21 protein-coding genes are annotated in these 24,773 nt (G+C 69.2%); 10 read left to right on the forward strand and 11 right to left on the reverse strand.

Features of this window, described 5'->3' with window-relative positions:
* Positions 1-20: 20 nt before the first annotated feature.
* The 3 genes from rluF to NFC98_RS10010 all read right to left on the reverse strand — a co-directional run bounded on the left by rluF (position 21) and on the right by NFC98_RS10010 (position 2,137).
* The gene (gene rluF / locus NFC98_RS10000; RefSeq protein WP_254274850.1) at positions 21-1,082 is read right to left on the reverse strand and encodes a 23S rRNA pseudouridine(2604) synthase RluF; all 1,062 of its coding nucleotides are present in this window, start codon (positions 1,080-1,082) and stop codon (positions 21-23) included.
* Positions 1,083-1,233: 151 nt separating this feature from the next.
* Positions 1,234-1,650, reverse strand: a complete 417-nt coding sequence (locus NFC98_RS10005) for a DUF2703 domain-containing protein (protein ID WP_254274851.1) — start codon at positions 1,648-1,650, stop codon at positions 1,234-1,236.
* A 25-nt stretch (positions 1,651-1,675) separates the two neighbouring features.
* Positions 1,676-2,137 carry a YchJ family protein gene (locus tag NFC98_RS10010; protein WP_254274852.1) on the reverse strand — a complete coding sequence of 154 codons (462 nt, stop codon included), beginning with the start codon at positions 2,135-2,137 and terminating at the stop codon, positions 1,676-1,678.
* A gap of 59 nt (positions 2,138-2,196) precedes the next feature.
* Between NFC98_RS10010 and NFC98_RS10015 the strand changes: the two genes are divergently transcribed.
* Both NFC98_RS10015 and NFC98_RS10020 read left to right on the forward strand, forming a co-directional pair.
* The gene (locus NFC98_RS10015; protein WP_254274853.1) at positions 2,197-2,556 is read left to right on the forward strand and encodes a DUF6482 family protein; all 360 of its coding nucleotides are present in this window, start codon (positions 2,197-2,199) and stop codon (positions 2,554-2,556) included.
* A gap of 102 nt (positions 2,557-2,658) precedes the next feature.
* The gene (locus NFC98_RS10020) at positions 2,659-5,433 is read left to right on the forward strand and encodes an HAD-IC family P-type ATPase (RefSeq protein ID WP_254274854.1); all 2,775 of its coding nucleotides are present in this window, start codon (positions 2,659-2,661) and stop codon (positions 5,431-5,433) included.
* A 36-nt stretch (positions 5,434-5,469) separates the two neighbouring features.
* Here NFC98_RS10020 and NFC98_RS10025 read toward each other — a convergent pair whose 3' ends face one another.
* Together NFC98_RS10025 and hrpB are read right to left on the reverse strand one after the other, a co-directional pair.
* On the reverse strand, positions 5,470-6,645 hold the full coding sequence (locus tag NFC98_RS10025; protein WP_254274855.1) for a transposase: 1,176 nt from the start codon (positions 6,643-6,645) through the stop codon (positions 5,470-5,472).
* A gap of 135 nt (positions 6,646-6,780) precedes the next feature.
* Positions 6,781-9,228, reverse strand: a complete 2,448-nt coding sequence (hrpB, locus tag NFC98_RS10030) for an ATP-dependent helicase HrpB (RefSeq protein WP_254274856.1) — start codon at positions 9,226-9,228, stop codon at positions 6,781-6,783.
* Between the two features lie 86 nt (positions 9,229-9,314).
* Between hrpB and NFC98_RS10035 the strand changes: the two genes are divergently transcribed.
* Positions 9,315-10,328, forward strand: coding sequence for an ArsJ-associated glyceraldehyde-3-phosphate dehydrogenase (locus NFC98_RS10035; RefSeq protein ID WP_254274857.1), 1,014 nt, complete (start codon positions 9,315-9,317; stop codon positions 10,326-10,328).
* On the forward strand, positions 10,325-11,527 hold the full coding sequence (gene arsJ / locus NFC98_RS10040; protein WP_254274858.1) for an organoarsenical effux MFS transporter ArsJ: 1,203 nt from the start codon (positions 10,325-10,327) through the stop codon (positions 11,525-11,527). Before NFC98_RS10035 ends, arsJ begins: the two co-directional genes overlap by 4 nt.
* A 77-nt stretch (positions 11,528-11,604) precedes the next feature.
* Here arsJ and NFC98_RS10045 read toward each other — a convergent pair whose 3' ends face one another.
* Both NFC98_RS10045 and NFC98_RS10050 read right to left on the reverse strand, forming a co-directional pair.
* Positions 11,605-11,793, reverse strand: a complete 189-nt coding sequence (locus NFC98_RS10045; protein ID WP_254274859.1) for a hypothetical protein — start codon at positions 11,791-11,793, stop codon at positions 11,605-11,607.
* Between the two features lie 37 nt (positions 11,794-11,830).
* Entirely contained in the window at positions 11,831-12,508 is a 678-nt protein-coding gene (locus tag NFC98_RS10050) for a TetR/AcrR family transcriptional regulator (RefSeq protein WP_254274860.1), read from the reverse strand.
* 194 nt (positions 12,509-12,702) lie between these two features.
* On the opposite strand from NFC98_RS10050, the gene xdhA reads away from it, so the two are divergent.
* From xdhA to NFC98_RS10075, 5 genes are all read left to right on the forward strand, one after another.
* A complete protein-coding gene (xdhA, locus tag NFC98_RS10055) occupies positions 12,703-14,190 on the forward strand; it encodes a xanthine dehydrogenase small subunit (RefSeq protein ID WP_254274861.1) in 1,488 nt (495 codons plus the stop codon).
* Positions 14,174-16,690: a xanthine dehydrogenase molybdopterin binding subunit gene (gene xdhB / locus NFC98_RS10060; RefSeq protein ID WP_254274862.1), complete on the forward strand. Its 2,517-nt coding sequence runs from the start codon at positions 14,174-14,176 to the stop codon at positions 16,688-16,690. Before xdhA ends, xdhB begins: the two co-directional genes overlap by 17 nt.
* A complete protein-coding gene (gene xdhC / locus NFC98_RS10065) occupies positions 16,687-17,562 on the forward strand; it encodes a xanthine dehydrogenase accessory protein XdhC (protein WP_254274863.1) in 876 nt (291 codons plus the stop codon). The genes xdhB and xdhC overlap by 4 nt, the downstream gene beginning before the upstream one ends.
* Before the next feature lie 13 nt (positions 17,563-17,575).
* The gene (gene guaD / locus NFC98_RS10070; protein WP_254274864.1) at positions 17,576-18,898 is read left to right on the forward strand and encodes a guanine deaminase; all 1,323 of its coding nucleotides are present in this window, start codon (positions 17,576-17,578) and stop codon (positions 18,896-18,898) included.
* Between the two features lie 123 nt (positions 18,899-19,021).
* Entirely contained in the window at positions 19,022-20,392 is a 1,371-nt protein-coding gene (locus tag NFC98_RS10075) for an NCS2 family permease (RefSeq protein WP_254274865.1), read from the forward strand.
* Positions 20,393-20,437: 45 nt separating this feature from the next.
* Here NFC98_RS10075 and NFC98_RS10080 read toward each other — a convergent pair whose 3' ends face one another.
* From NFC98_RS10080 to msrP, 3 genes are read right to left on the reverse strand one after another with little or no spacing between them, the layout of a single operon-like run.
* On the reverse strand, positions 20,438-20,800 hold the full coding sequence (locus NFC98_RS10080) for a c-type cytochrome (RefSeq protein ID WP_254274866.1): 363 nt from the start codon (positions 20,798-20,800) through the stop codon (positions 20,438-20,440).
* Positions 20,793-21,401 carry a sulfite oxidase heme-binding subunit YedZ gene (locus NFC98_RS10085; RefSeq protein WP_254274867.1) on the reverse strand — a complete coding sequence of 203 codons (609 nt, stop codon included), beginning with the start codon at positions 21,399-21,401 and terminating at the stop codon, positions 20,793-20,795. The genes NFC98_RS10080 and NFC98_RS10085 overlap by 8 nt, the downstream gene beginning before the upstream one ends.
* Positions 21,402-21,417: 16 nt before the next feature.
* A complete protein-coding gene (gene msrP, locus NFC98_RS10090; RefSeq protein ID WP_254274868.1) occupies positions 21,418-22,383 on the reverse strand; it encodes a protein-methionine-sulfoxide reductase catalytic subunit MsrP in 966 nt (321 codons plus the stop codon).
* A 234-nt stretch (positions 22,384-22,617) separates the two neighbouring features.
* On the opposite strand from msrP, the gene NFC98_RS10095 reads away from it, so the two are divergent.
* Positions 22,618-23,607, forward strand: a complete 990-nt coding sequence (locus NFC98_RS10095) for a cytochrome-c peroxidase (protein WP_254274869.1) — start codon at positions 22,618-22,620, stop codon at positions 23,605-23,607.
* Positions 23,608-23,714: 107 nt separating this feature from the next.
* Here the strand turns inward: NFC98_RS10095 and NFC98_RS10100 are convergent, their stop codons facing one another.
* Positions 23,715-24,710 (reverse strand): adenosine deaminase, encoded by a 996-nt coding sequence (locus NFC98_RS10100; protein ID WP_254274870.1) that lies wholly within the window; start codon positions 24,708-24,710, stop codon positions 23,715-23,717.
* Positions 24,711-24,773: the final 63 nt, after the last annotated feature.

Below are 24,773 nucleotides of genomic sequence, written 5' to 3' on the forward strand. Positions count from 1 at the left end.
GCCGGAACTTGGCCAGGCGGCTACTTGCGGCGGCGGGGCTTGCCGGACGGGCTTCCGCCCCTGGGCCGTCCGGCCTTGCCCGGCTTGGCTCCCGCCGGCTTCGATCTGCCCCCCTTGGCGGCGGACGCAGCCTTGCCGCCTCGAGACGTCGCGGACCGGGCCTTGTCAGGCGGAGCCTTGCCGCCCGCCTTGCGCTTCGACGCCTTCCCCGAGGCGGCCTTGGCGCCCTCGCCCCGACGGCTCGCGCCGGGTTTACCCGGGGCTGACTTGCCCGAACCTGACTTGCCGGCACCCGCCCTGGCGCCATTGCCCGCCTTGCGTCGGGCAGCGCGGCGGCCGGGGGCCTGGGCCTCGGAGGAGGAGTGCTCGGTCATGGCGAGGATCGTCGACACCTCGGCGGGCGTCAGGTCCCGCCAGTCCCCCTCGGCCAGCCCCTTGAGGGTGACGTTCATGATGCGCAGCCGCTCGAGCTTGACCACCTCGTAGCCGAACACCTCGCACATGCGGCGGATCTGGCGGTTGAGCCCCTGGACCAGGGTGATGTTGAAGACGAACCTGGACTCCTTGACCACCGGGCACTTCCGGGTGACCTCGCCGAGGATCGGCACGCCACCGCCCATCCCGGCGATGAAGTCGTCGGTGATCGGCTTGTTGACGGTGACCCGGTACTCCTTCTCGTGCTGGTTGCTGGCCCGCAGGATGCGGTTGACCAGGTCGCCGTTGTTGGTCAGGAAGATCAGCCCCTGGGAGTCCTTGTCCAGCCGCCCGATGGGGAAGATGCGTGCGCCGTGGCCGACGAAGTCGACGATGTTGGCCTTCTCGCCGGGCTCGGTGGTGCTGACGATGCCCACCGGCTTGTTGAGGGCGATGAACACCAGGTCCTCTTCTTCCAGCGCCAGGGGCTCGACCACCTGGCCGTTGACCTTGACCACGCTGCCCGGGAAGACCTGGTCGCCGGGAGTGGCGCGGCGGCCGTCGATGCGCACGTTGCCCTGCTCGATGTAGCGGTCGGCCTCCCGCCGCGAGCAGATCCCGCTCTCGCTGATGTACTTGTTGATCCGTTTCGAGAGGGTCTGGGCCATGGGACGCGTCCGGGACGAGGTGAAGAGTGGGCCGATTGGCACGGCGGCATGCCGCGCAGTGTAAGGGCTGGCCCGCCCGTCGGCCAGCCTGGGGCCGGACGCTTGGCAAGGAGACACTGCCTCCGACGGGAGCCCGTGTGACGGGAGTCGCTCAGGCCGGCGCCACAGGGTCATCGCCACCGAGCCCGCTGGCCGCGGCGATGAGCGCGGCGCGCAGCAGCAGGGTCTCGGGGATGGTCTCGTAGGTCACACCCTGAACCTCGACGGTGCGGCAGGCCTCGTCCCCACAGACCGAACAGCAGCGGCTTCGACCCACCTCGGCGTCCAGCCACTCCTCCATGGGCCGCCCGGCAATCCAGATGCGGTTGGACGCCAGCGGATCGGCACGGAAGGTCGCCTCGTCCAGTTCGCGGATCTCGAGGCGAGGCGCCAGCCCGAGCGGCGCCAGCGCCGCCTCGAGGGTCTCGACGGCCTTCTCCACCTCACGCTGGGTGGCGCGGCAACGATCACAGGTCTCGCCCTTGCTGACCAGGCGCTGCCACACGATAGGAAGGGATCGTTTCATCATGGAATCTCCGTGAATGGGACTCTCGTCAGACGCCTCGTCCGCAGCAGGCCTTGAACTTGCGCCCGCTGCCGCAGGGGCAGGCCTCGTTGCGGCCGGGCCTGAGCCGGGTGACCGTGGGGCTACCGTCCAGATAGAACCAGCGACCGCTCTCGCGGCGGAAGCGTGAGCGCTCCTCCAGCGCGCCGAAGCGCCGCCCCTCGCGGAAGGTAGCGCGGAAATGCACGTGCCCGTCATCACCGTCCTCGCCGCTCTCCAGCACCTCGAGGCGCAGCCAGCGGGTGGTCGGGCCCGGGGCCAGCTCGGCCGGGCGGGTGCTCGCGTGCCAGCTCGACAGCAGGTAGTCGGTGAGGTCCAGGGCGAAGGCGCTGTAGCGCGAGCGCATCAGCGCCTCGGGGGTGGGCGCCGGCTCGCCGGCGTGGAACCGGCCGCAGCACTGGGTCAGGGACTGGCCGCTGCCGCATGGGCAGCCATCGGCGGATGACGGCATGACGACTCCTGTACAGGTCGCGATAGAATGACAGCCCATGTTCAACATCGGAGATTCCCATGATACCCCTGGATGCCCCCGCCCTGCCCGCTCGACTGACCCTGGAAGCGCTGGCCGAGCGCCTCGACCCGGAGGCGCCGCCCGTCGTGGAGGTGCAGTCGCTGGACATGGGGATCTACCTGGTCCGCCTGCACCACACCGGCGGCGAGAGCCTGCTGGTGGACGAACATGGTGAGGGACGTCGCTTCACCGGCACCCAGTGGATCAGCCGCGCCCTGGCACCGCTGGGCCTGACCCATGGCACCCTGACCTGGGCCGACGTCACCGACGAGATGGTGGGCCTTCCACAAGCCCCTCCCGTCGAGCCGGCGGCACGCCTGGCCCACGGCACCCGCGTCGCCTTCATGACCCAGGGCTGACAGGCACTTGCCGACTCTCCTTGTCCTGGATCACTGCACTGCAGCATGCTGTATGGTAGTTATCTATCCAGCAGCCCCCTGACATGTGCCGGAGGAGTAAGGATGACAGCGCCGAGACACAGCGAGCCTACCGCCTGGCATGCCCTGGGCGAAGAGGAATCCCTCGACCGGCTGGAGAGCACCCGGGACGGGCTGGACGGCGAGGAGGCCCGGCGCCGGCTGGCCGAGCACGGCCCCAACCAGTTGCAGCAGGCCGAGGCGCGTCCCTGGTGGAAACGCCTGCTGGCGCAGTTCAACAACATCCTGATGCTGGTGCTGATCGTCGCCGCCATCGCCAGCCTGGGGCTGGGTCACACCCTGGATGCGGGCGCGATCTTCGGCGTGGTGCTGATCATCGCCCTGATCGGCTTCTTCCAGGAGGGCAAGGCGGAGCAGGCCCTGGAGAGCATCCGCCAGATGCTCTCGCCCCAGGCCCAGGTGCTGCGCGACGGCAGGCGCGAGACGATCCCCGCCGAAGAGCTGGTGCCGGGTGACATCGTGCTGGTGGAGAGCGGTGACCGGGTGCCGGCGGACCTGCGGCTGCTGGAGGCTCGGCGCTTTCGCACCGAGGAGGCCTCGCTGACCGGGGAGTCCACGCCGGTGGACAAGGCCATTGATGCGGTGGTCGAGGACGCCGACCTGGGCGATCGCAGCAGCATGGCCTTCGCCAGCACCATCGTGGTCCAGGGCAACGCCCGGGGCCTGGTGGTGGAAACCGGGGCCAGCACCCAGATCGGCCGCATCTCGGAGATGCTGCGCGGCGTGGAGCAGCTCAAGACCCCGCTGCTGCGCCAGATCGACCGTGCCGGCCAGGTGCTGGCGGTCTTCATCCTCGCCGCCGCGGTGCTCACCGGGGCCTTCGGTGCCCTGGTGCACGGCCAGCCGCTGGGCGACATGTTCATGGCCGCGGTGGGCCTGGCGGTCGCCGCCATCCCCGAGGGCCTGCCGGCCATCGTCACCATCGGCCTGGCGCTGGGCGTCCAGGCCATGGCGAAGAAGAACGCCATCATCCGCCGGCTGCCCGCGGTAGAGACCCTGGGCTCCATCTCCACCATCTTCTCGGACAAGACCGGCACCCTGACCCGCAACGAGATGACCGCCCAGGCCATCTGGCTGCCCGTGGGAGAGATTCGCATCGAGGGGATCGGCTTCGCGCCCGAGGGCAACTTCCATCGCGCCAGCAACGGTGAGGCCGAGCCGGAAGCCCTGGACCTGGACCTGGACGATGACCACGCCCTGCGCCACTTCCTCAAGGTGGGGGTGTTGTGCAACGACGCCGAACTGGCCGAGGAGGAGGGTCGCTGGCGGATCCACGGCGACCCCACCGAGGGCGCCCTGGTGGTGGCCGCGGCCAAGGCCGGGCTCTCCACCGAGAAGCTGCGCGGCGACCACGATCGCCACGACGCCATCCCCTTCGAGTCCGAGCGCAAGTACATGGCGACCCTCCACGAGGTGGACGGCGAGCCGCTGCTGCTGGTCAAGGGCGCCCCGGACCGCCTGCTGGAGATGTGCCACCGGGTGCGTGACAACGGCGAAGATAGCGAACTGGACGTCGAGCTCTGGGAGGAGCGCATCCACGACCTCTCCTCCCGGGGCCTGCGGGTGCTGGCGCTGGCCGAACGGTCGATCCGGGACGTCCACGAGCTGGCCGACGAGCACGCCGAGGAGGAGCTGGTGCTGCTGGGGCTGGTGGGACTGCTCGACCCGCCCCGCGACGAGGCCATCGAGGCGGTCAAGGACTGCCTGGCCGCCGGCATCCGCCCGGTGATGATCACCGGCGATCACGCCGTCACCGCCCTGGCCATCGCCAGGGAACTCGGCTTCGCCCACACCGAGCGGGCCATCAGCGGCCGCGAGATCGAGGGGATGTCCGATGCCGAGCTCGAGGAGATCATCCTCGAGGTGGACGTCTTCGCCCGCGCCGCGCCGGAGCACAAGCTGCGGCTGGTCCAGGCGATGCAGGCCCGAGGCGGCATCTGCGCCATGACCGGCGACGGGGTCAACGACGGCCCGGCGCTGAAGCGTGCCGACGTGGGCGTGGCCATGGGCATCCAGGGCACCGAGGCCGCCAAGGAGGCCGCCGAGATGGTGCTGGCCGACGACAATTTCGCCACCATCGTCGGCGCCATCCGCGAGGGCCGCAAGGTCTACGACAACATCCGCAAGACCATCACCTTCCTGCTGCCCACCAACGGCGGCCAGGGGCTGGCCATCATGCTGGCGGTGCTGGCCGGCTCCACCCTGCCGGTGACCCCGCTGCAGGCGTTGTGGGTCAACATGGTGGTAGCGGTCACCCTGGGCCTGGCGCTGGCCTTCGAGGACGCCGAGCCGGACATCATGAGCCGCCAGCCCCGGGACCCCGACGCCTCGCTGCTGGACCTCTTCCTGCTGTGGCGGGTGGTCTTCGTCTCCGTGCTGCTGCTGGTGGGGGTGTTCGGCATGTTCGGCTGGATCCTCCAGCACGGGGGGGGCGAGATGCTGGCCCGCACCGGCGCGGTCAACATGCTGGTGATGGGCAGTGCCGCCTACCTGATCAACAGCCGCTTCCTGCTGCGCAGCACCCTCTCAGTCGAGGGGATCTTCGGCAGCCGCCCGGTATGGGGCTCCATCGCGACCATCGTGGCGCTGCAGCTGGGCTGGACCTACCTGCCCTTCATGCAGGTGATCTTCGGCAGCGAGGGGCTCGGCCTCGGCCACTGGGGGGTGATCCTGGCCGGCAGCCTGGCGATCTACCTGATCGTGGAGCTCGAGAAGCGCGTGCTGCGCGCCCGGGGCGTTCGCGGCCAGCCCACCGCCAGCCGCGGCGGGCATGACCCCAGGGAGGCCGAGTCCTCGTGACTGCTCCCCGCCCTACCGGGCGAGGCTTCCCACTTCTCAGGCAGCAGCCGGCGATGTGCCGGACTTACGCAAGCCTCCATGGGCAGAGACGGACAGCCCTTCCGCCTTCAACTGGATGATGCCTTGATGCTTGATGTTCAACGCCGCGTTGATGTCCCGGTCGTGCTGTGTGTGGCAGGCTGGGCACTCCCACGACCGGATGCTTAGTGCCATTTCATCTACCTTGTACTGGCATGCGTGGCAGGTCTTGGAGCTGGCAAACCACGGGTCAATCTTGACCAGATACTTGCCCTGCTCCCTGGCCTTGTCATCCAGCTTGGTGATCAAGCCATACCAGGACGCATCGCCGATGTGTTTGGCGAGGCGGGCGTTTTTCATCATGTTGCCGACCTTCAGCGTCTCGACGATCACCGCTTGGTTGTCGTCAACGATCTGTCGAGAAAGTTTGTGCTGGAAGTCGTGGCGGGCATTAGCGACCCGCTCATGCGCCTTGGCGACAAGTAATCGTGCCTTGGCGCGATTGGCGCTGCCCTTCTTCGTGCGGGACAACGCCTGTTGCTTGCGCTTGAGGTTTTGCTTCGCCAGCTTGAGGAAGCGAGGGTTGGCGATCTTGCGGCCGTTGGAGTCAATGGCCAGATGCGACAGCCCCATGTCGAGGCCAATCACCTTGTTACCCTCGACGGACTGGATCGGCTCGGGAGCGACCTGCTCGGTGTCAAAGAGCAACGAGGCGTAGTGCTTGCCGGAGGCGGTACGGGTCAGGGTGATGCTTTTCAGTCTACCCTCGACTTTGCGATGCATCCTGGCCCTGATCGGTCCGAGCTTGGGTACCTTGATCCAGTCGTCGCCGGCCTTGACGCCGACGCAGTGATAGCTGGACTGTTTGCCCCGCTTGCTCTTGAAGCGCGGATAGCCGGCCTTCTGCTTGGAATCGAAGAAGCGCTGGAAGGCATGATCGAGGTTCAGGCACGCCTGCTGGAGGGCCATGGAGTCCGCCTCTTTCAGCCAGCCGTACTTGCGCGATGTCTTGGCGACCGGCAGGAGCTTCTTGATGTCGTGCTTGGCGCTCAGCGACTGCCCGTGACGCTGGTAGCGATGCAATATGATGCGAAGGCCGGTGTTGTAGCAGAAACGCACCGCGCCGAACTGGCGATTCAGGAACGCCGCCTGCTCGGTCGTAGGATAGATACGTATCTTTGTGGCCTTCAGCATAGCAATCCGCCAGATACTGGATATATGCACAGCTTATGCCGACTGGCCAAATGCTGCAAACCCCGCAGTGCTATCGCACTGCCCGCTTACCTCCCCGCCCGAGTGGGCGAGGGTTCACGCGGATTTTTGCTGACGCTATTTGCGCTTGGTGCGGGCGGTAGCCTCGGCAGTCGTGGGATCCTCAGGCCAGGGATGCTTGGGGTAGCGGCCGCGCACCTCCTTGCGCACCTCCGGGTAACCGCTGGCCCAGAAGCTTGCCAGGTCCGCGGTGACCTGCAGCGGGCGGCGCGCCGGCGAGAGCAGGTGCAAGAGCACCGCCTCGCGGCCATCGGCCACCCGGGGCGAGGCCTGCCAGCCGAAGCACTCCTGGAGCTTCACCGCCAGCACCGGCGGCTTGGCCTCGAGACAGGGCGTATAGTCCACCCGATGGCTGGCGCCGCTGGGCACCGGCAGCCGCTCCGGGGCCAGCTCGTCCAGGCGGGCGCGAAGCGGCCAATCCAGGGTGTCGAGCAGCAGGCGCGCCAGGGGCAGGCGCTCCACCGCATCGAGCCGGGTGATGCCATCGAGGTGCGGGGCGAGCCAGGTCTCCATGGTCGCCAGCAACGACTCGTCGGACCAGTCGGGCCACGCCGCCTGCCCATCGGCGCCCAGTGTTCGGCGCAGCAGCGCCACCCGCCCCTGCAGCTGGGTCAGGGCCTCATCCCGGGGTAGCCCCCGGCGGCGCAGCGCCTCTAGCAGCGCCGCCCTGACCGCCTCGGCCGGCGGCTTGGCCAGGGGCCTTCGCTCCAGCACCACCGCGCCCAGGCCGCGCACCTGCTCGCCGATCAGGCGGCCCTCGGCATCGGACCACTCGAGGCTCGCCCGCCACTCGGCGCACTCGGGGTAGAGCACCTCGAGCCGCTCTCGAGAAAGCCCCACCGCGCGAAAGATACGCGCCCCGCTCGCCTCCCCGTCGAGCTCCACCGCCACCAGCAGCGCGGCATGGGCCAGGGGGTGATGCTCGGGCAGGGTCGCCAGGCCCCCGCTGGCCAGGCGGAAGCGACCCGGCGCGTCCAGACGCTGGGCGATGCGCTCCGGATAGGCCAGCGCCAGCAGCTCCCCCAGCGGCGAAAGGCTGGCCACGTCCAGGGAGACATCGGCGATGCGGGCCAGGCGCTTGGCGTCTCGCTGCCACTGGCGATGCTCACGGGGCTCGCGCAGCCGGCCCTGCAGCGCCCGCTCCAGGTCACGCTCCTCGTCCAGGCCGCGCCCCTCGAGGAGTGCCACCAAGGCGCAGGCCAGCGGCAGCGAGTCGAGCGCCCGGGCGCGCTCCAGCATCGCCGCCAAGCGCGGATGGGTGGACCAGCGCCCCGCAGCCCGCCCCAGTTCGGTGAGGTGGTTCCCGGCATCCAGCAGCCCCAGGCGATTGAGCAGGTCGCGACCGGCGGCGAGCGCCGCAGCGGGGGGCGGGGTCACCCAGGCGAGGCTATCGGGATCCGTCACGCCCCAGCGGGCCAGCTCGAAGGCCAGCGGCGCGAGATCGGCCAGGCGAATCTCCGGCTCGCCGTGGGGCACCAGCGGCTGTTCCTCGGCCCAGAGCCGCAGGCAGAGGCCGCGACCCTGGCGGCCGGCGCGGCCGCGGCGCTGGTCGGCGCTGGCACGGTTGACGCGTCGTGTCGCCAGGCGGGTCAGCCCGCTTCTCGGCTGGAACACCGGCACCCGCTCCTGGCCCGCGTCCACCACCAGGCGCACCCCGTCCACGGTGACGCTGGACTCGGCGATGGCGGTGGCCAGCACCACCCGACGGCGCCCGTCCGGGTCGGGGCGCAGGGCCCGGCGCTGGGCCTCGAGGGGCAGGCGGCCATGGAGCTCCATGACGGCAAGCTCGGGCGCCCGATGTGCCAGCTCCCGGGCCAGGCGACGGATCTCCGCCACCCCCGGGAGGATCATCAGGGCATCGCCTTCCTGCTGCTCCATCGCGTCGAGCAGCGCCCGGGCCTGCTGGGGGGCGGCCTCCTCCCGGGCGTTGAGGGCGCGGTAGCGGGTCGCCACGGGGAAGGTGCGTCCCGGGCAGTCGATCACCGGGGTGCCCTCGCCCAGCACGCCGAGCAGGGCGTCCACGTCCAGGGTCGCCGACATCACCAGCAGGCGCAGATCGTCGCGCACCGACTGGGCGTCCAGGGCCAGCGCCAGGCCGAGGTCTGCCTCCAGGCTGCGCTCGTGGAACTCGTCGAAGAGGATGCCGGCCACCCCCTCCAGCAGCGGGTCCTCCTGGAGCATGCGGGTCAGCACCCCCTGGGTGACCACCTCAAGGCGCGTGGCGGGCCCCACCCGGCTCTCGCCGCGCATCCGGTAGCCCACGGTCTCGCCCACCTTCTCTCCCAGGCATTCCGCCATGAAACCGGCGGCGAGCCGCGCCGCCACCCGCCGAGGCTCCAGCAGCAGCAGCCTGCCCTCGGCGGCCCAGGGCACCCCGAGCAGCGCCAAGGGCACCCGGGTGGTCTTGCCGGCGCCGGGCTCGGCCACCAGCAGCGCCCGGGGGTGTGCCGCCAGGGCTGCCTGGATGGCGTCGAGCCGCGCCTCGATGGGTAGTCCCGCCGTCATCGAACTGTCATCTTTCTTCATATACGATTTGCCAGATATATTGACGCTTCCCTCCATGCACCCGCGACACCCCACAGGAGATTCCCATGACGGTCAGGATCGGCATCAACGGCTTCGGCCGCATCGGCCGCCTGGCGTTGCGCGCCGGCTGGACGAACCCGGACCTCGAGTTCGTGCAGATCAACGACCCGGGCAGCGACGCCGCCACCTTCGCCCACCTGCTGCAGTTCGACTCGGTGCACGGCCAGTGGACCGGCGGCGGCGATGATATCACGGCGGACGACACCGCCCTGACGGTGGCCGGCCGGCGCATCGCCTTCACGGCGAACCACGAGATAAAGGCCACCGACTGGTCCGGCTGCGACGTGGTGATCGAGGCCTCGGGCAAGATGAAGACCACCGACACGCTCCAGGCCTACCTGGACCAGGGCGTGAAGCGTGTGGTGGTGAGTGCCCCGGTGAAGGACGAGGGCGTGCTCAACCTGGTGGTGGGGGTCAACGACCACCTCTTCGACCCCGCCGAGCACCGCATCGTCACCGCGGCCAGCTGCACCACCAACTGCCTGGCCCCGGTGGTCAAGGTGATCCACGAGGCACTCGGCATCCGCCACGGCTCCATGACCACCATCCACGACATCACCAACACCCAGGTGATCCTCGATGCCCCTCACAAGGATCTCCGGCGCGCCCGGGCCTGCGGCATGAGCCTGATCCCCACCACCACCGGCTCGGCCAAGGCGATCACCGCCATCTTCCCGGAGCTCACCGGCAAGCTGAACGGCCACGCCGTGCGCGTGCCCCTGGCCAACGCCTCGCTGACCGACATGGTCTTCGAGGTGGCGCGCGAGACCACCGAGGAGGAGGTCAACGCCCTGCTCAAGGCCGCCGCCGAAGGCCCGCTTGCCGGCATCCTCGGCTATGAGGAGCGCCCGCTGGTCTCCATCGACTATCGCACCGACCCGCGCAGTTCCATCGTCGACGCGCTCTCCACCATGGTGGTGGCCGGCACCCAGGTGAAGCTCTACGCCTGGTACGACAACGAGTATGGCTATGCCTGCCGCACCGCGGAGCTGGCCGCCAAAGTGGGCCTGGCGGGATGATCGCCCGCGTCGCCGCCCTGCCCCGGGAGATCCGCCAGTACCTGCTGGTCACCGGCAACTACTGGGCCTTCACCCTGACCGACGGCGCCCTGCGCATGCTGGTGGTGCTCTACTTCTACGGGCTGGGCTACTCGGCCCTGGAAGTGGCACTGCTGTTCCTCTTCTACGAGTTCTTCGGGGTGGTGACCAACCTGGTGGGGGGCTGGCTGGGAGCGCGCCTCGGGCTCAACCGCACCATGAACCTGGGCCTCGCCCTGCAGGTGGTGGCGCTGGCCATGCTGCTGGTGCCGGTGGCCTGGCTCTCGGTGCCCTGGGTGATGGCCGCCCAGGCGCTCTCGGGGATCGCCAAGGACCTCAACAAGATGAGCGCCAAGAGCGCCATCAAGACCCTGGTGCCGGCCGGCGACGCCGGCCATCAGTCGCTCTACCGCTGGGTGGCGCTGCTCACCGGCTCCAAGAACGCGCTCAAGGGGGTGGGCTTCTTCCTGGGGGGCCTGCTGCTGACCCTGATCGGCTTCCAGGGGGCCATACTCGCCATGGCGGTGATGCTCGCCGGGGTGCTGGCGCTGTCGCTGGCGCGCCTGGACGGCGATCTGGGCCGGGCCAAGGCCAAGCCGAAGTTTCGCGAGATGCTGTCCAAGAGCCGCGCCATCAATATCCTCTCGGCGGCTCGGATGTGCCTCTTCGGGGCCCGGGACGTCTGGTTCGTGGTGGCCCTGCCGGTCTTCCTGGCCACCCGCTTCGAGTGGGACAGCTGGCAGGTGGGGGGCTTCCTGGCGCTCTGGGTAATCGGCTACGGCGCGGTGCAGGCGGTCGCGCCGCGGATCACCGGGGGTACGGCGGGGCGCGGGGCGGCCATCGCCTGGGCCGCGGCGCTTACCGCCCTGCCGGCCCTCATCGCACTCTTTCTGGAGGTGCAGCCGCACGTCGTGCTGCTGGGGGGGCTCTTGCTGTTCGGCGCGGTCTTCGCGGTGAATTCCAGCCTTCACAGCTTCCTGATCGTGCGCATGGCGCGCTCAGACGGGGTCTCGCTGGACGTGGGCTTCTACTACATGGCCAACGCCATGGGGCGGCTGATCGGCACCCTGCTCTCCGGCTGGCTCTACCTCGCCGGTGGGCTCACCGCCACTCTGTGGGTCTCCAGCGCCCTGCTCGCCGCCACCGTGCTGATCAGCCTGGCGCTGCCGAAGGAGGCGTGACGCCTATTAAGGGAAGCGCTCTGTATTTTCCAACAGACGACGCCCATGGATGACGTCAAGCGCTTCTGGTGACCAAGCTAGCGGTCGAGCCACTTTGCCAGCTTCCGCTCGACCTGTTCTTGGCTGAGAGCTCCCTCGGCCTCAGCACGCTGACTGCCTCTCAGTACCTTTTCTACGACGTAGAGATGGTACTGGATGTCTTCCATCGTGCAGTCCTCGGGAAGGGACTCGAGCAGTTGCCGCACATCGTCCTTGGCCGTATTCATGGCTTCACCTTTTAAACATGCGCCTGGCAACACTCTATCATGCCCCGCTCCCGGGCGGTCTCACCCCACATCCCTTGAGGATCACCCGGGTGAGGAAGGCGGTGATCTGCTCCACGTCGGCATCACCGAGTTCGCCCTTGCCGGTGATGCCCAGCACCTGGGCCTCGAAGTCGGCGTAGTGCTGGGTGGCGGACCAGATCAGGAAGATCAGCCAGACCGGGTCGACGGGGTCCATCAGGCCGCGCTCTGCCCACTGCTCGAAGATCCGCGCCCGGGCCTGGACCCAGCTGCGCAGCTCGCCGCTCAGGTATTCCTGCAGGAAGGGGGCCCCGCCGAGGATCTCGGCGGCGAACAGTCGGGAGCCCTCGGGGTGGCGGCGCGACAGCTGCATCTTGCTGTGGATGAAGGCCTCGAGCACCTCGGCCGGATCATCGTCCACCGAGATATCGTCCAGCAGGGCGTTCCAGCGCATCATCATGCGCTCCAGCAGGCGCACGTAGAGGTCACGCTTGCTGCCCATGTAGTAGAGCACGTTGGACTTCGGCAGCCCGGCTTCCTCGGCGATCGCCTGCAGGCTGGCCCCGCGATAGCCGTGGCGGGCGAAGACCCGCTCCGCCGCCGCCAGGATCTCCCGCTCGTTTCGCTGGCGCGTGACGCCGTTCGCCTCGCCCTTCTCTCGCGTGCCTCTCGCCGACACCGCTTGCGGCTGCCTCATCCTTCCCCCTCTGCCCCATCATGGACCGACGTCAGGATAGTGCCCCAGCACGGTGCGGGCTGCAAACGGGCTTGCAAAGCGACAGATTCTGACCCATCCTGAAATCATCCTGACCGAATGGTCAAGAACCGGACATCCCCCTGACCGATGTCATCCGGAAGCCAACAACGAAGCCAACAAAAGAGACAAAGGCGATGATCGACTTCCATCTCAACGGGCAGCCCCGCCACTGCGAGGCGTCGCCCGACACCAGCGTGCTCGAACTGCTTCGCGAGACGCTCGGCCAGACCGGCACCAAGGAGGGGTGCGCCTCGGGTGACTGCGGTGCCTGCACCGTGGCCATCGGCGAGGCCGGCCCCGACGGCCGGGTGCGATACCACAGTGCCAACGCCTGCATCACCCCTGCCCACCAGCTCCAAGGCCGCCAACTGGTCACCGTGGAGGGGCTCGCCCGAGGCGACCGACTGCATCCCGCCCAGGCCGCCATGGTCGACTGCCATGCCAGCCAGTGCGGCTTCTGCACCCCGGGCATCGTGATGTCGCTGTTTACCCTGCATGAGGCGCAGCAGCGCTCGCCCGCACCCCTGACGCCCGAGCGACTCGAGGCGGCGCTGGGTGGCAACCTCTGCCGCTGCACCGGCTACCGTCCGATCCGCGACGCGGCGCTCTCCATGGCCGACCATGCCGAGGAACGCCCCCAGTGGCTGGACCTGGCCATCGACGCCGCCGCACCGCAGCAGGAACACGCGGCCGACGCCGCCTTCGTCCAGCCCGCCACCCTGGCCGCGCTGGTCGAGGCCCGCCGGCGCCACCCCGAGGCGCCCATCGTCGCCGGCGGCACCGACCTCTGGCTGGAGGTGACCCAGCGCCTGCAGCGTTTCGAACGCCTGGTGGACGTCACCCGGGTCGCCGAGCTCAATGCCATCGAGGCGACCACCCTGGACGATGGCCGCGAGGGCTGGTGGATCGGTGGCGCGGTCACCTACGCGCGCCTCGAACCGCTGCTCGAAGAGCACTACCCGGCCTTCGCCCACCTGCTGCACCGCCTGGGCTCCGCCCAGGTGCGCAACCGCGGCACCCTGGGCGGCAATATCGCCAACGCCTCCCCCATCGGTGACACCCCGCCGGTGCTGCTGGCGCTGGGGTCACGACTGTGGCTGGCCGGGCCCGAAGAAGGTGCTGGAGAGGCTGAGCGGGAGCTGCCCCTCGACGCCTTCTTCCTCGACTACAAGAAGACCGACCTGCGGGAGGGCGAGGTGATCCGCGCCATCTTCCTGCCCCGCCCCGAGCCCGGGCGACACCTCAGGGTCTGGAAGCTGTCCAAGCGTCGTGAGGACGATATCTCGGCGGTGCTGGGCGCCTTTTCCTGGCGCCTCGAGGAGGGCGTGCTGCGCGACGTACGCCTGGCCTTCGGCGGCATGGCGGCCACGCCGACGCGGGCCGCCGCCGCAGAGGCGGCCCTGGAGGGCAAGGCACCGGACCTGGCCGCCTTCCAGGCCGCCAGACTGGCCCTGCAGCAGGACTTCTCGCCGATGAGCGACGTGCGCGGCAGCGCCCACTACCGCAAGCTTTCCGCCGCCAACCTGCTCGAACGCCTGCGCCTGGTGCTCATGATGGAAGACCAGAGACAGTCCGACACCGCAAGCTCCCCGGAGGTGATGCTCCATGCGTACGCTCACTAATCTTTCCAAGGCGCCCGCTACCGCGCCGGCCAGGGAGCCCGACACCGCGACGGACCTCTCCGCCGATGCTGCCCGGGCCCGCCAGGCGCAGCATGACCGCATCAAGGGCGATGGCCCCCTGGCCCGGGAGACCGCTCAGGCCGCCACCCATGGCCATGCCGGCAGCGCCCGGGCCCATGAGAGCGCGGTCAAGCACGTCACCGGTCGCGCCGCCTATATCGACGACCTCAAGGCACCGGCGGACTGCCTGCACCTAGCGCTGGCCCTCTCGCCGGTGGCCCACGGCCGCCTGATCCGCCTCGACCTCGACAGGGTCCGCGCGCTGCCCGGCGTGGTGGATGCGGTGGGCTTTGATGACGTGCTCGGCCATACCGATATCGGTCCGGTGTTCCCCGGCGACCCGATCTTCGTCGAGGACGAGATCAGCTATGCCGGCCAGGTGCTCTTCGCCGTGGCCGCCGACAGCCATGCTGCCGCCCGGGACGCGGTGAAGGCGGCGCTTGCGGCCGGCGTCGTCGAGATCGACGAGCAGCCGGCGAGCCTCGACCCGGTGGCCGCCGCCGAGCGCGGCGAGTTCGTGCGCCCCACCCACGTCCAGCAGGGCGTCGACTGGAAGGCCACGCTGGTCGACGCGCCGCTGGTGGTGGAGGGCGAGCAGTTCGTCGGTGGCCAGGAGCACTTCTACCTGGAGGGCCAGGCCTGCCTGGTCACCCCCACCGAGGACGAGGGCGTGGTGGTGCACACCTCCAACCAGCACCCCAGCGAGACCCAGAAGCTGGTGGCCGAGGTACTGGGCATCCCCTTCCACGCGGTGACCGTGGAGGTGCGGCGCATGGGCGGCGGCTTCGGCGGCAAGGAGACCCAGGCCTCGCCCTGGGCCTGCATCGCCGCCCTCATCGCCCGGCGGACCGGCCGCGCGGCCAGGCTGCGCCTGCCCCGGGCCGAGGACATGCGGGTCACCGGCAAGCGCCACCCCTTCCACAACCGCTATCGGCTGGCCGTGGACGAGCGCGGCGTGATCCAGGGCGGCGAGATCACGGTGATCGGCGACTGCGGCTACTCGCCGGACCTGTCGGATGCCATCGTCGACCGTGCCATGTTCCACGCCGACAACGCCTACTCGCTGGGGGCGGCCCGGGTCACCGGCCACCGTGCGCGCACCCATACCGCCTCCAACACCGCCTTCCGCGGCTTTGGCGGCCCCCAGGGGATGATGGTGATCGAGGCGGCCATGGACGACATCGCCCGCCGGGTGGGCGAGGATCCGCTCACCGTGCGCAAGCGTAACCTCTATCGCCAGGGACGCGACATCACCCACTATGGCCAGACCGTGGAGCAGCTCGGCCTGCTGCACGAGCTGGTCGAGCGGCTGGAGGCGAACAGCGACTACTGGGCGCGGCGCGAGACGATCACCGCCTTCAACGCCAAGAGCCCCGTGATCAAGCGCGGCCTGGCACTGACCCCGGTAAAGTTCGGCATCTCCTTCACCGCCAAGCACCTCAACCAGGCCGGCGCCCTGCTCCACGTCTATACCGACGGCAGCGTGCAGATCAACCACGGTGGCACCGAGATGGGCCAGGGGCTGCACACCAAGATCTGCCAGGTGGTGGCCCGGGAGCTGTCGCTGGACATGGAGGCGGTGCGCATCACCGCCACCCGCACCGACAAGGTGCCCAACACCTCCCCCACCGCCGCCTCGAGCGGTGCGGACCTCAACGGCATGGCCGCCCGCGACGCCTGTCTGACCCTCAAGGCGCGACTCTTCGACTTCGCCGCCGAGCACTATGCCCTGGACCGCGAGGCGATGCGCCTGGAGGCGGGCCACCTGGTGGCAGGCGAAGGGGAGAGCGAGCGGCGCATCCCCTGGGGCGAGCTGGTCCAGGCGGCCTATCTCGGGCGCGTCTCGCTCTCCGAGAAGGGCTTCTACGCCACCCCGCTGATCCACTACGACCGCGGCACCGGCCAGGGCCGCCCCTTCTACTACTTCGCCTTCGGGGCCGCGGTGGCCGAGGTGAGCATCGATACCCTGAGCGGCGAGTACCAGGTGGAGCGGGTCGACATCCTGCATGACGTGGGCGACTCCCTGAACCCGGCCATCGACATCGGCCAGGTGGAGGGTGGCTTCATCCAGGGCATGGGCTGGCTGACCAGCGAGGAGCTGAAGTGGAACGAGGCCGGCCGGCTGATCTCCGACGGCCCCGCCACCTACAAGATCCCCACCTACGGCGACCTGCCGCCGGTGTTCAACGTCGAACTGATGGAGGGCCACCCCAACTCCATGGCCAGCATCTACCGCTCCAAGGCCGTCGGCGAGCCCCCCTTCATGCTGGGCATCTCGGTGTGGTCGGCGCTGCGCGACGCCCTGGCCAGCCTCGCCGACTACCGCGAGGCGCCGCGGCTCGACACCCCGGCCACGCCCGAGCGGGTGCTGCTGGCCGCCGAGGCGCTGCGCTCGCGCCACAGCGGCTGGCCGCCGGCCTTCGAGGAGCCGACGCCGTGATCCGCGCAGGCGACCATCGCCCCGAGAGCTGGCACGCCGCCCTGGACCGCCTGCAGCGCGACGGCCTGCCCCACGCCCTGGCCACCCAGGTGACCAGCGCCGGCTCCACGCCCCGGGAGCCGGGCGCGCGCATGGTGATCACCGCCGATGGCGTCTTCGACACCCTGGGCGGCGGCACCTTCGAGTACCAGGTGATCGAGGCCGCCCGGGCGCGGCTCGCCGGGAAGGATGGCAGTGCCGAGGGCGGCATGAGCCTCGAGGCCTTCTCCCTGGGCGGGCGCAGCGGCCAGTGCTGCGGCGGCTTCGTCAACGTGCTGATCGAGGTATTCCCCGGCAGTGCCACGACCCTGGCACTCTTCGGCGCCGGCCACGTGGGCACCGAGCTCGTGCGGCTGGCCGCGCCGCTGCCCTGGCGAGTGCACTGGCACGACAGCCGCCCGGGGGTCTTCCCCGACTGGGCGGCGGAGCAGCCGCGGCTGGAGTGCCGCCACGCTCCCGACCCGATCGCCGCCGTGGCCGCGCTGCCGCCGGGCGCCCATGCCCTGGTGCTGACCCACGACCACGCCGAGGATCTCGCCCTGGTGGATGCCCTGCTCGCCCGTGGCGACGTCGCCTCCCTCGGACTGATCGGCTCGACCAGCAAGTGGGCCAGCTTCCGCTCGCGGCTGGGCAAGGCCGGCCATGTCGAGGCGGCACTTGCCCGAGTGCGCTGCCCCATCGGCATGGCGGCGGGTGGCACCGGGGGGGACAAGACCCCCTACGCCATTGCGCTTGCCACCCTCGCCGAGCTCTTGCCGCTGACGGCCAGCGTCGAACGCCCCGACCAGCGCGGCCTGGATCCCGCCGAGCTGCGCCACCTGTTTACTTCATGAGCCCCTGACCACAATGACGACGAACGACTCGCGCCTGCTGCGCGCCGAACTGCTGAGCTTCGATGCCGACCCCGGCGACGAGGACACCCCCGCCCCGGGCAGCGTCACCCACCACCCGGACGGTGTCCTGTGGATCGAGAATGGACGGATCCGGGCCATCGGCGACTACGCCACCCTGGCCCCCGAGCTGCCCCCGGGCCTCGAGGTGATCGATCACCGCGGCAAACTGATCACCCCCGGCTTCATCGACAGCCACGTCCACTACGTGCAGCTGGAGATCATGGCCTCCTACGGGCGCCAACTGCTTGACTGGCTCAACGACTACACCTTCCCGGAGGAGCTCAGGTTCACCAGCCGCGAGCACGCAGACGCCCTCTCCGAGGCCTTCCTCGACGAGATGCTGCGGGTCGGCACCACCACCGCCCAGGTGTTCTGCTCGAGCCACCCGGCGTCGGTGGACGCCTTCTTCGCGGCCAGTCAGCGCCGAGGGCTCTGCATGCTGGCCGGCAAGGTGCTCATGGACCGCCACGCCCCCGAGGGGCTCACCGACGATGTCGTGGGCGGCATACGCGACAGCGAGCGACTGATCGCCGACTGGCACGGCAAGGGACGGCTCGGCTACAGCCTGACGCCGCGCTTCGCCCCCACCTCCACCCGCGCCCAGCTCGACGCTACCGGCGCCCTCCTGAGAAACGACGCGAGCCTGTGGCTGCAGAGCCACCTGGCGGAGAACACCGGCGAGCTCGACTGGGTGGCGGAACTCTTCCCGGGCAGCCGCGACTACCTCGCGGTGTACGAGCAGTCGGGCCTGGTCGGACCGCGCAGCACCTTCGCCCACGGCATCCACCTGGACCGGGAGATGCGTGCTCGCCTCGCCGAGCGCGGCGCCAACCTCGCCTTCTGCCCGAGCTCCAACCTCTTCCTGGGCAGCGGGCTCTTCGACCGCCAGGCCGCCCGGGAGATGGCACTCAACGTCACCTACGCCAGTGACGTGGGCGGCGGCACCGACCTTTCGGGACTGGCCACGCTGAAGGCCGCCTACCAGGTGGGCCAGCTGCGCGGCCAGCCGCTCACCGCCTGGCAGGGCTTCTTCGGGCTGACCCTGGGCAACGCCCGGGCGCTGTCGCTGGATGAGCGTATCGGCCGCCTGGCACCCGGCATGGACGCCGACTTCGTGGTTCTCGACCCGGCGGCCACCCCGCTACTGGCCCGGCGCACGGCGCGCTGCCGCACCCTGTCCGAGACGCTCTTCGCACTGATGATGCTGGGCGACGACCGCAGCGTGACCGAGACCTGGGCCGCGGGACGCCTGCAGCATCGCCGTACTCTCACCTGAACCCCATGGAGCGTTGACTCACCGGCCGGACGACAGACTTGTCCGACCGGTCAGTCAGCGTAGGCTCGGTACGGCCTGTTATTGACCAATTGGTCAGAAACCCACAACAACAACGGGATGCCCATGAAAACCCACGACTCCTCCCTGGCCGACGCGCCCGTGCGCGGCTCCTCCTCGACGGATCGCCACTGGCTGGATCACTACTTCGGTGTCTCGCGGCGCGGCTCGTCCCTGCGCACCGAGTTCCTCGCCGGGATCGCCACCTTCCTGGCCTCGATGTACATCATCGTGGTCAACCCGGCGATCCTGAGCGATGCCGGGATTCCCTTCTCGGCGGCACTCTCCGCCACGGTGCTGATCAGCTTCATGAGCAGCCTGGCGATGGGCCTCTACGCCCGGAACCCGATCCTCGTCGCCCCCGGCATGGGCATGAACGCGCTGTTCACCTACACCCTGGTGCACGGGGCGGGACTCTCCTGGGAAGTGGCGCTGGGGTGCGTGTTCTGGTCGGGCGTGCTGTTCGCCACCCTGGCCATGTTCAACGTGCGCAAGGCGATCATCGAGGCCATTCCGCCCTCGCTGCGCTATGCGATTACCTGCGGCATCGGGCTGTTCATCACCTTCATCGGCTTCAAGAATGCCGGCTTCATCGTCGGCAGTGACGCCACCCTGGTGACCCTGGGCAGCATGGACCCCGGCCTGATCACCTTCTTCATCGGCATGATGGCCACCGCGATCCTGGTGATCCTGCGCTTCAACGGTGCCCTGATCCTCGGCATCGCCCTGACCACCCTGCTGGCCACCCCCATGGGGCGCCTGTGGGGCGGTGACGTGGTGGTGGAGTGGAGCGGCCTGGCCGCATGGCCCGACTTCGGCGCGGTGATGCAGGTGGACATCTGGGGCGCGCTCAAGGTCGCCTACCTGCCGTTCATCTTCGTGATGCTGTTCACCAACTTCTTCGACGCCCTCTCCTGTTTCATGGCGCTGTCCGAGTCGGCGGACCTTAAGGACAAGGACGGCAACCCGCGCAACCTCAAGCGCTCCATGACGGTGGATGCCTTCGCCTCGATGATCGCCGCGCCGCTGGGCACCAGCGCGGCCCAGACCTTCATCGAATCCGGCGCCGGCGTCGCCCAGGGAGGGCGCACCGGCCTGGTGGCGGTGACCATTGCCCTGCTGTTCCTGCCCTTCCTGTTCCTGTCGCCGCTGCTGTCGCTGGTGCCGGGCATCGCCACGGCCCCCGCCCTGGTGCTGGTGGGCCTGTTCATGCTGGCGCCCATCGGCAAGATCGACTGGTCGCGCTTCGAACAGGCCTTTCCGGCCTTCCTGGCGATCATCCTGATGCCGCTGACCTACTCGATCACCCTGGGGATCGCCTTCGGCTTCCTCAGCTTCGTGCTGATCAAGCTGTGCACCGGACGCTTCCAGGACATCCGCCCGGCCATGTGGGTCTCGGCCGCGCTGAGCGTGGTGATGCTGGTCACCACCCAGTGACCAGCGGGGCCGCCAGGGACGGCGGCCCTCGCCGGCGCCGTGGGCTCAGCCCTCTTCCTGGCCCGGCGGCAGCGCGAGGATCCAGCTCACCAGGCGCTCGATGTGCTCCTCGGCAACCCGGCGATTGGGGGTCATGCGCTCCTCGCCCCAGTTGCCGCTGCCGCCGTCGCGCACCGTGGCCACCAGGCGCTCCAGCGCCTCGTCGTCGTCCCGGTAGCGCTCGGCCACGTCACGCCAGGCGGGCCCACGAAGGGTCTTGTCCAGGTCATGGCAGTTGAAGCAGCCGCTGTCCCAGGCCAGGTCGATCATTGCCTCGTCCTCCTCGACCGCATCGGCCTGGGCCGGGCCCGAAGCCAGCAAGGCGACCAGCAGGCTCGCCGCCAGACCGCTCATCGTCCCCCTACGCATCTCGCTTTCCTCCCAGCAGGGCATCCCCCACACGGAACACCGTCAGGGCCGCCAGCGCGGCGGCGAAGAGCATCGGCATGCGGTAGTCGGCCCGGGTCAGGATCCACAGGTGGGTCACGCCCAGCGCCGCCGCCACGTAGACCAGCCGATGCAGCCAGTGCCAGGCAGTGTAGCCCATGGCCTTCTGCATGCGTCGGAAGGAGGTGAGCGCCAGCGGCACCAGCAGCAGAAGCGCCGCCGCACCGTAGCGGATGTAGGGCAGGTCGACCATCTCCCGGCGGATCCAGGGCCAGTCCCAGAACTGGTCGAGGCCCATCCAGGCCAGCATGTGGGCCACCAGCCAGAAGAAGGCCCACAGGCCGATCTGGCGCCGCGCGACCATGACCCCGACCCAGCCGGTCAGGCGGAATGCCGGGCTGAAGGCAATCGTCACCAGCAGCAGGATCAGGCCGGTGCGGCCGGTGAAGTGGACCACCGCCTCGGCGGGCACCGCCCCCAGGTCGCCGAAGCACCACTGCCAGGCCAGCCACACCGCGGGCAGGCTGCCGGCCAGCAGCACCAGCAGGCGGAAGGCGGTGATTCGCTGTGACGCATCCAGCATCGGGGTTTCCCTGGAGTCAGAAGTGCTTGTTCAGGTCCATGCCGGCATAGAGCTCGGCCACCTCGTCGGCGTAACCGTTGAACATCAGCGTCTCGCGCCGACCGCTCTCGCCGATGCGCCGCTCGCGGGCCTGGGACCAGCGCGGATGGTCCACCTCGGGATTCACGTTGGCGTAGAAGCCGTACTCCTCGGGGTTCTGGTCGATCCAGGAGGTGGTGGGCGGCTCCTCGACCAGGCGGATCCTGACCACCGACTTGATGCTCTTGAAGCCGTACTTCCAGGGCACCACCAGGCGGATCGGCGCGCCGTTCTGGTTCGGCATCCTCTCGCCGTACATGCCCACCGCCATCAGGGTCAGCGGGTGCATGGCCTCGTCGATGCGCAGCGCCTCGCGGTAGGGCCACTCGATGATCGAGCGGCGCTGCCCGCGCAGGTTGTCCGGGTCGAGAATCGACTCGAAGACCACGTACTTGGCCCGGGAGGTGGGCCCGTGGCGCCTGAGCAGCTCGGCCAGGGGGAAGCCGATCCAGGGAATCACCATGGACCAGGCCTCCACGCAGCGCAGGCGATAGATGCGCTCCTCGAGGTCCTGGCCGGCGAGGATATCCTCCAGGGCGAAGGTGCCGGCCTTCTCCACCTCACCCTCGATGGCCATCGACCAGGGGTCGGTGACCAGCCGGTGGGCGTAGACCTCCGGGTCGCTCTTGCGGGTGCCGAACTCGTAGAAGTTGTTGTAGGTGGTGGCGTCCTTGACGTCGGTGAGCGCCTCGTCGCCGGCCAGCGACCGGCTCTGCAGCTCGCCCTCGAGCTGCCCGGCCAGGGTCGCCTGCCAGGCTCGGGCAGGGGGCGAGAAGAGCAGCCCCGGGGCGGCCGCCGCCGCGCCCAGCGCGGCGCCGCGTTTCAGGAAGCGCCGGCGCTGCTCGAAGAGCTCCCGGGGCGTCACCTCGGACTCGGGGATGGGGGGGTAACGGTAACGTGACATGTCGATCGTCTCAGGCCAAGGGATCGCGAGGGCTCCAGCTTCCCTGATGATACCGGGGCCGTCCAGTCGCGACCGTCAACAAAGGTCAAAAATTGATGTGGCTCAAGTCACCCCGTTATCCGACGGTTTTGCTGGGTTGATATGCATCAACCCCTGTCGCTAACTTGCAGGCATAAGGTTAAGCGGCCGTTATGAAAACCGCCGACCGAAGTCAACGCAACGAGGGGAACTGTCATGATCACCAAACGCCTGCTGGCCTCGGCCATCGCCATGGGCTCCGCCATTGCCATCGCCGCCCCGACCCTGGCCGACGATGGACTCGGCGACTATCGCGACCGCTTCGAGCCGCTGCCCCACTTCCCGCCGATCCCCGCCGACAACTCCCTGACTCCGGAGAAGGTGGAGCTCGGCAAGTTCCTGTTCTTCGAGCCGCGCATCTCCTCCAGCGGCGTGATCAGCTGCGCCACCTGCCATAACCCGGCGCTGGGCTGGGCGGACCGCATCCCGCGGGCCACCGGCCACGACGGCCAGATCGGCGAGCGCAACACCCCCACGGTGCTGAACTCCGGCTTCCTGGGCTCCCAGTTCTGGGACGGCCGTGAGCCGGACCTGGAGGGCCAGGCGCTGGGCCCGATCGAGGCCGACGTCGAGATGGCCATGGACCTGGACACCGCGCTCGAGCGCCTCACCGAGTTCGACCTCTACCACGACATGTTCGCCGAGGCCTACCCGAACGACGAGGACCCGATCAACGCCGACAACCTGGCCAAGGCCATCGCCAGCTTCGAGCGCACCCTGAACACTCCCAACTCGCCCTTCGACCGCTACCTGCGCGGCGACATGGAGGCCCTGACTGACCAGGAGAAGGACGGCATGGTGGCCTTCGTGGACAACGGCTGCATCGCCTGCCACCGCGGGCCGGCGTTGACCGACAGCCAGTTCCACCGCATCCAGGTGCCGGGCTCCAGCGACGTGGGCCGCTTCGAGGTCACCGGCGACGAGGCGGACAAGTACAAGTTCCGCACCCCGACCCTGCGCAACGTGGCCGTCACCTATCCCTACATGAACAACGGCGCCACCGAGACCCTCGAGGAATCCGTCGCCATCATGGGCAGGGAGATGCTGGGTCGCGACTTCGAGGAGCAGACCGTCGCCGACATCACCGCCTTCCTGCACACCCTGACCGGCGAGATGCCCGCCTTCGAGGTGCCGGCCCTGCCGTGACCCGAGGCCCTGCCGGAAAGGCAAGTCACAAGCAGAACCCCCGGCCCGGCCGGGGGTTCTGCTTGTGGGGTCAAGTTCTACGTTGCGGGGTCAATGCCTTGTCGGCGTCAGACGCTGTCCGCCAGCTGGCGCCGCAGTGCCAGGCGGCGCCGGTCGCTGACGAAGGCCGACTCGATGGCCGTGCCGGCCAGTTGGATGAAGATCTCCTCGGACCAGCCGAAGGCCTCGTGGCAGGCGAGATAGTTGGTGAGCAGGCCGCCGCCGAAGTAGGCCGGGTCGTCGGAATTGAGGGTGACGCGCAGCCCGGCCTCCAGCAGCTGCGGAAGGGGGTGATCCGCGAGGCGCTCCACCACCCTGAGGCGCACGTTGGAAAGCGGGCAGACGGTCAGCACCATGCCCTCGTCACGCAGCCGTGTCACCAGCTCGGGGTCCTCCAGGCAGCGCACGCCGTGGTCGATGCGGCAGACGTCGAGCAGGTCCAGTGCCTCGCGGATGTACTCCGGCGGCCCCTCCTCCCCGGCGTGGGCGACCCGCGGGATCCCCAGCCGGGCGGCCCGCTCGAACACCTCGACGAACTTGGAAGGCGGGTGGCCGCGTTCTGCGCTGTCCAGCCCCACGGCGTCGAGCATCTCCCAGTAGGGGGCGGCCTGCTCCAGCACGGCCATCGCCTCGGCGGCATCCCGATCGCGCAGGAAGGCCATGATCAGCGCCGTGGAGAGCCCCAGCTCGCGCTCGGCATGGCGCCGCGCCAGGCTGAGTCCTTCCATCACCACCGGTAGTTCGATGCCGCGCACCAGGTGGGCCTGGGGATCGAAGTGCATCTCGACATGCACCACGCCCTCGGCATGGGCGCGACGGAAGTAGTCCATGGCCAGGTCGTGGAAGTCCTCGGCGGTGCGCAGCACGCCCATGCCCTGGTAGTAGAGGTCCAGGAAGGACTGCAGGTCCTGGAAATCGTAGGCGGCACGGACCTCCTCGACCGAGGCGTAGGGCAGCGCGACCCCGTTGCGCTCGGCCAGCGCGAACATCAGCTCGGGCTCCAGCGACCCCTCGATATGCAGGTGCAGCTCGGCCTTGGGCAGACGCTTGAGGAAATCACGCATGGTTCAACTCGCTCCGGTGGTTTACCTCATCCTGATAGAGAATCGGCGAATGCGCAAAGCCTC

The organism is Halomonas sp. 3H (assembly GCF_024206005.1).
Taxonomy (GTDB): domain Bacteria; phylum Pseudomonadota; class Gammaproteobacteria; order Pseudomonadales; family Halomonadaceae; genus Halomonas; species Halomonas campaniensis.